This is a genomic window from Streptomyces sp. SAS_281 (genome assembly GCF_052542855.1).
This window is the reverse complement of sequence record NZ_JBMNDO010000095.1, coordinates 23,918-30,526: the sequence shown is the minus strand read 5'-3', so window position 1 is coordinate 30,526 and position 6,609 is coordinate 23,918. Positions and strand designations below refer to the sequence as shown.

Genomic DNA, 6,609 nt, shown 5'->3' with positions numbered 1-6,609 from the left:
GCCCTCACTCCCGAGGGCGGGCGCTTCCGTGTGCGGGGTCTCAGCCCTTCGGCGCCGCGACCGCCGCCTGCGGGCGGATCGGGAGGCGGTTGACCGGGCGGCCGGTCGCCGCGCGGACCGCGGCGGCCACCGCGGCCGGGGAGGTCACGACCGGAACCGCCGACGCGGGCTTCGCGCCGAACGGGGCGACCACGTCCCGCTCCTCGACCAGCTTCACGATCCGGATCTCCGGCGCGTCCAGCGAGGTCGGCAGGGCGTAGCCGGTGAGGTCCGGGTGGCGGATCAGGCCGCGGGCGGTGCGGAGGTTCTCGGTGAGGGCGGCGCCGATGCCCTGGGTGACGCCCGCCTCGATACGGGTCGCCAGCTGGGACGGGTTGAGGACGCGGCCGACGTCCTGGGCGACGGCCATCTCGACCACCCGGACCGAGCCCAGCTCGATGTCGACGTCCACCACCGCGCGGACCGCGCAGAAGGCCAGGCCCACGAAGGCGTCGCCCTGCCCGGACTCGTCCAGCGGCTCGGTGGGGTGCGGGCGGCACTGGGCGGTCGCCCACAGCTCCTTGCCGTCCAGCGCCTCCGACACGGTCGTGGAGAGCACCCCGTCGTACGAGGTGATCTTGCCGTCCGCGATCTGGAGCAGCTCCGTGGACATCCCGAACTGGTGCGCCAGGGGCTGGAGGAGCTGGGTGCGGACCATCTTCGCGGCGCGTTCGACCGCTCCGGCGGAGACCCAGGTGTGGCGGCCGTGCGTGGCCGCGCCGGCCGGGGGCTGGTCGGTGTCGACGGAGGCGACGTGCACCTCCTCGACGCCCAGGGTCTCCTGGACCACCTGCCGGGCCAGCGTGGAGAAGCCCTGGCCCGTCTCGACGGCCGCGCAGATGACGGTGGCGACCGAGTCGTGGACCCGGACCGTGGCCGTGGACACCTCGTCGGCGCCCTCCGCGCCCAGCATGTGCACCATGCCCAGCGCGTACCCGACGCCGCGCCGCACCGCGCCCGGTTCGCCCGCGCCCTCGGGGCCGCCCGGCAGCAGCCAGTCGTCCTCCGGGGCGTCCTTGGGCAGGGCGGGCAGCGGGTGGTCGCGGACGGCGGTGAGCAGCTCGGCGACGGGCGCGGGGCAGGTCACCGTCTGCCCGGTCGGCAGGATGTCGCCGGTGGCCAGCACGTTGCGCATGCGCAGCTCGGCCGGGTCGATCCCCAGCTTCGCGGCCAGCTTGTCCATCTGGCCCTCGTAGGCGGCGCAGACCTGCATCGCGCCCTCGCCCCGGACATGGCCGGAGGGCGGGTTGTTCGTACGGACGGCCCAGCCCTCGATGAAGGCGTGCGGGACGACGTACGGGCCGCAGGCGAAGGCGACCGCGGCGGCCAGCGACTCCGAGGACGCGTCCGCGTAGGCGCCCGCGTCCAGCAGGATCTGGGCCTCCACCTTGACCAGGCGCCCCTCCGCGTCCGCGTGGTGGCGGTAGCGCAGCAGGGTCGGATGGCGGTGGGCGTGGCCGAGGAAGGACTCCTCGCGGGTGGCGGCCAGCTTGACCGGGCAGCCGGTGCGCAGGGCGAGCAGGCCCAGAGGCAGCTGGAACGCGGGGTCCTCGCGGTCGCCGGTCGCGCCGGGCACGCCGGTGACGACGACCTTGACCCGCTCCGGTTCGAGGCCGAAGCAGGCGGCGGCCAGGTCGCGGTCGGTGTGCGGGTCCGTGGACGCGGTGTACAGCTCGACGCCGCCGTCCGGGCGGGGCACGGCGAGCCCGGCCTCCGCGCCGATCGGGGCGGGATCCTGGCGTCCGATGCGGTACAGCCCGTCCACGACGACCTCGCCGGCCGCCTCCGGGTCGCCGTAGCGCAGCGGGATGTGGCGGATGAGGTTGCCGTCGGGGTGCAGGGGCTCGGCCTCGAACGCCTTCTCCGGGTCGGTGACCGGGTCCAGCACCTCGTACTCGACGGCGATCGCGGCGGCGGCGAGCCGGGCGGTGTCGGGGTGGTCGGCGGCGACGGCGGCGATCGGCTCGCCGTGGTGGCGGACCAGGTCGGAGGCGAAGACGGAGCGGTCCACGACCTTGCGGCCGTACAGGGCCTCGCCCGGGACGTCCTCGTGGGTGACGACCGCGCGCACCCCGGGCATCTCGACGGCGGCCGAGGTGTCGATGGAGACGATGCGGGCGTGCGCGTGCGGGGAGCGCAGGACGGCCGCCCAGAGCAGGCCCTCGGCCCACAGGTCGGCGGCGTACGGGAAGGTGCCCTCGGTCTTGGCGCGGGCGTCGGCCGGCGGCAGCGAGGCGCCGATGCCGAGCCGCGGCTGCTCGGCCTCGGGTCCGCCCGGGCCGGCCGGCGACGGGATGCTGATCGTCGTGGGGGTGGCGCCGGCCGCGTCGTTGCTCACGCCATGCCTCCGTCCTGCTGGTGGGCCTGCACACTACCGGCGCCCGGTGCCGCCTGGTGCGGGATGCGGGGCGCCTCCGGCTCGCCGGCCCCGGTCTCCTCGGCGGCCTCGCGGGCCGCGATGACCTCGTTGACCGCGTCCAGGACGCCCCGGTAGCCGGAGCAGCGGCAGAGGTTGCCGCACAGCGCCCGCCGGGTCTCCAGCTCACTGGGGCGGTGGTTGCCCTCCAGGAGGTCGTGGACGGTCATCGCCATGCCGGGGATGCAGAACCCGCACTGGACGGCGCCGCAGTCGGCCAGCGCCCGCTGCACGTCGGACGGTTCCCCGTCGACGGCCAGGCCCTCGACCGTACGGACCTCGCTGCCGGCGGTCGTGGCGGCGGGGACCAGGCAGGAGGCGACGAGCCGGCCGTCCACCTGGACGTTGCACGCCCCGCACTCGCCCTGCGAGCAGCCGTCCTTGGCGCCGGCGAGGCCGAGGCGCTCGCGCAGCACGTAGAGCAGGGACTCGCCGATCCAGGCGTCCGTGACGGGCCGGTCGACGCCGTTGACGTGCAGCGTGTACGAGGCGGCGGGGTGCTCGCTGGGCAGCGCGGGCACCTCCGGGGCCGGCTCCTCGGGCACCTCCGGGGCCGGCTCCTCGGGCACCTCCGCGGGCTGGGGGGCGTCCTCCGCGTCCGGCACCGCTTCCGCGGTGGGCTTCTCCGCCACGGGGTCCGGGGCCGTCTCGGGCGCCTCCGCGAGGGCGTCGCCCTCCGGCTCGGGCTGATCGGGGCCGCCGGGCTCCGCCGCCTCGGGAGCGCTCTCGGCGGCGACGCCCTCCGGCGCCTCCGCCTCCGCGACCGGCTCGGGTGCCTCCTCCGGGGCCGCGTCCGGCACCGCCCAGGGCGCCGGGGCGCCGCCCGGCAGCGTGGCCGGGCGGTCCGCGTACCAGTCGGCGGCGGGGGGCGGGGTGTACAGCTCGCCGGAGTCGTCCGAGAGCGGGGCGGCCGTGGCCGGGGCCGGCCAGGACGAGGTGTCCACCGACCACTGGCCGGTGGCGGCCGGGTCCGTACCGTACGGCTCCTGGTACGAGCCGGGGTGCTGCTCGGTCCCGGGGTGCGGGTAGCCGTAGCCGGACTGCTGGTTCGGGTCGGGCCAGTGCACCGCTTCCGGCGCCGGCTGCTGGTCCGGGGCCGGGACGGTCCAGTTGCCGGTGGCCGCCGGGTCGAGGCCGGCGGCCGGGGTCAGCGGCAGGATCATCGGCGGGGTGTAGCCGTGGCCCGGCGCGGCCAGCGGGATGTCCGCCAGGTCCTCCGGCGGCAACTGGACGAAGGCCGTCGCGTCGCCGTCGTAGTCGCCCTGCGGGGTCGGCTGCCAGCCCCCGTGCTGCTCGGCGGGGTTCTCCTTGCTCACGACAGTGCCCTCCCCAGCGCGCGTCGGGCGAGCGCGGCGACGGTGCGCCGCAGGTGCAGTACGGCGGGGGACGGCGGTGGCGCCTCTCCCCCGTCGGCGGGTGGTCCGGGGTCCGGGACGCAGGCGGCCGCGACGTACTCGCCGAAGGCGGCCAGCGCGTCGGGCGCGAGGCCGCGCGCCCCGTCCCAGTCGATCAGCGAGGCGATCCAGTGCTCCGCCTCCAGCGGGCGCAGCGGCATCGGCGCGATGGCGCCGACCGCGCAGCGCACCCCGCGCCTGGCCGGGTCGAGGACGATCGCGACGGAGGCCGTGGCGCGGCCGGGCCCGGTGCGGCCGGTGGCCTTGAGGAACACCTGCGGGGCGTGCAGCAGGGGCACCCGGACGAAGCCGATCAGCTCGGCGGGCTCCAGCATCTCGCGGCCGGCCAGCAGGTGGGAGACGGGGATCTCGCGGCGGGCGCCGCCGGGTCCGGCGATGACGAGCTCGGCCTCCAGCGCGGCGAGCACCGGCAGCGCGTCCCCGGTCGGGGCGGCGGTCGCGATGTTGCCGCCGAGCGTGCCGGCGTTGCGGATCTGCGGAGGGCCCGCGGCGCGGGCGGAGGCGGCGAGCGCGGGGATCAGGGCGGCGAAGTCGGGCCGTCCCATGCGGGCGTGGGTCAGACCGGCGCCCAGCAGGGCGTGCCCGTCCTGGTAGTGCCAGCCGCGCAGCTCGCTGATCCGGCCGAGTCCGACCAGACCGGAGGGGCGCAGAAGCCCCTTGTTGACGGCCGACATCAGGTCCGTGCCACCTGCCACGGGGACGGCGGCCGGCATGGCGCCGAGTGCCGCCACCGCCTCGTCCAGCGAGGCAGGCAGCGTCACGGACTGCGTCGCCTGCGGTGCGTGCGTGGTCAACCCAGCTGCCCCTTCCCGGTGTCCCGGCGCTCCCGCCTGTTTCGCCGTACGGTACGTGCTCGAAGCCCGGACGTGGCAACTCTGGCACATCTTCGGACCGGCCCGACGCGCAGGTCCGCGAAGGGTGTGTCCGTCCATGGTCAGGGTAATGGTCCCGTTTTCACGCCGGTTCGGCGGTGGGCACCCTTTGCCGGTCTTGCACATCTCCGTACGGCTTTCTCCGTTACCGGGGCGGCGCACCTCCGAACGGCCGCCGCCACCACGGTCGCAGGGTCCTTGGTGGCGGGAGAGCGGGTCGGGGCCGGGCTCACACGTTCGGGGGTGCCCCCTCGATCGGGCGTCCGAGGATGCCGGGGCGCTTCTGCCAGGGGAGCGGTCCGGACGGCGGCCGGTAGCCGACGCCGAGGGCGTCGAGCCGGGCGTAGTGGGCGGTCATGCGGCGCTCGAATCCGGCGAAGTCCCGTTCGTCCGGGGCGGGCAGGGCCGACCAGGCGACCTCGGCGAAGGCGGCGAGGCGGGGGAAGACCTGGTAGTCGACGCGCGCCCGGTTCTGCATGACCTCGGACCAGGCGTTGGCCTGGGTGCCGAGGACGTGCCGGGCCGCCTCCTCGCTCAGGGCCGGCGGCACGGGTTCGAAGCGGTAGACGTCCTCCAGGGTGCGGACGTATCCGATGGGCATCGGCTCGTCGGGGCCGCCGTGCTGACGGTGGTCCAGATAGACCTGCTGCTCGGGGCACATGACGACGTCGTGCCCGGCCTCGGCGGCGGCGATGCCGCCCGCGTAGCCGCGCCAGGAGGAGACGGCGGCACCGGGGGCCAGGCCGCCCTCCAGGATCTCGTCCCAGCCGATGAGGCGGCGGCCGCGCCCGGCGAGCCAGGTGTCGAAGTGGCGGATGAACCAGGACTGGAGCTCGTCCTCGTCCGCCAGGCCGAGTTCCTTGATGCGGGCCTGCGCGGCGGGCGACTGCTTCCACTGGTCCTTGGGGCACTCGTCGCCGCCGACGTGGACGAACGGCGAGGTCTCCGGCGGGAAGAGTGCGAGGAGCTCCTCGAAGACGCCCTCGTAGAACCGCAGGACGTGGTCGGTCGGGGCCAGGACGTTGGGGGTGACGCCCCAGTCGTCCCAGACGCCGAGCGCCGAGGTGTCGATGACGTCGGTGTTGCCGAGCTCCGGGTAGGCGCTGATGGCGGCCTGCGAGTGGCCGGGGATGTCGATCTCGGGGACGACCCGGATGTGCCGGGCGGCGGCGTAGGCGACGATCTCGCGGATGTCGTCCTGGGTGTAGTAACCGCCGTGCGGGGTCTCGTCCCACAGTTCGGAGGCCCGGTGCCCGTACTTCGTGCGGGGACGCCAGGCGCCGACCTCGGTGAGGCGGGGGTACCGCTTGATCTCGACGCGCCAGCCCTGGTCGTCGCTGAGGTGGAAGTGGAAGACGTTCAGCTTGTGGGCGGCGAGCAGGTCGAGGTAGCGCAGCACGTCGTCCTTGGGCATGAAGTGCCGTGCCACGTCGAGCATCAGGCCGCGCCAGCCGAAGCGGGGCGCGTCCTCGATGTCGGTGAACCCGAAGCCGTGGACGGCGGCCTCGCCCACGGGCGCCCGGCGGAACGCCTCGGGGCCCAGCAGCTGGCGCAGGGTCTGGGCGCCCCAGAACACCCCGGCGGGGCTGCCGCCGGTGATGACGACGGCCTCGTCGGCCAGGGTGGTGAGCCGGTAGCCCTCGGTGGGCAGGGTGGCGTCGGTGCGCAGCACGATGGCGCGCGGGGCGCCCTCGGGGCCGGGGGCCAGAGGCAGGCCGAAGGCGGCGCCCAGGGTGGTGCGCAGCCAGCGCTCGGTGGTCTCGGTGCCGGGGGCCGCCGCGATGGTGGTGGACGCGTCGAGGACGAATCCGCAGCGCCCCCGGTCGTCGGCGCGCTGGGGCGCCGGGATCAGTTCCATGGCCATGAC

Annotated in this window: 4 protein-coding genes; all 4 read right to left on the bottom strand. The window is 75.6% G+C overall.

The annotated features are described in order from the left end of the window. Positions 1-40: 40 nt before the first annotated feature. The 4 genes from ACN6LM_RS28460 to ACN6LM_RS28445 all read right to left on the bottom strand — a co-directional run bounded on the left by ACN6LM_RS28460 (position 41) and on the right by ACN6LM_RS28445 (position 6,606). Positions 41-2,377: a xanthine dehydrogenase family protein molybdopterin-binding subunit gene (locus ACN6LM_RS28460; RefSeq protein ID WP_445068243.1), complete on the bottom strand. Its 2,337-nt coding sequence runs from the start codon at positions 2,375-2,377 to the stop codon at positions 41-43. Next, positions 2,374-3,771, bottom strand: coding sequence for a 2Fe-2S iron-sulfur cluster-binding protein (locus ACN6LM_RS28455; RefSeq protein ID WP_445068242.1), 1,398 nt, complete (start codon positions 3,769-3,771; stop codon positions 2,374-2,376). Before ACN6LM_RS28455 ends, ACN6LM_RS28460 begins: the two co-directional genes overlap by 4 nt. Then, positions 3,768-4,664, bottom strand: coding sequence for an FAD binding domain-containing protein (locus tag ACN6LM_RS28450; RefSeq protein ID WP_445068241.1), 897 nt, complete (start codon positions 4,662-4,664; stop codon positions 3,768-3,770). Before ACN6LM_RS28450 ends, ACN6LM_RS28455 begins: the two co-directional genes overlap by 4 nt. Before the next feature lie 307 nt (positions 4,665-4,971). Beyond that, on the bottom strand, positions 4,972-6,606 hold the full coding sequence (locus tag ACN6LM_RS28445; RefSeq protein ID WP_445068240.1) for a beta-N-acetylhexosaminidase: 1,635 nt from the start codon (positions 6,604-6,606) through the stop codon (positions 4,972-4,974). Positions 6,607-6,609 lie beyond the last annotated feature (3 nt).

What these genes read in the sequence shown, in the direction of transcription:
- ACN6LM_RS28445 (WP_445068240.1), bottom strand. Translation starts at nt 6,606, where the DNA reads ATGGCCATGGAACTGATCCCGGCGCCCCAGCGCGCCGACGACCGGGGG.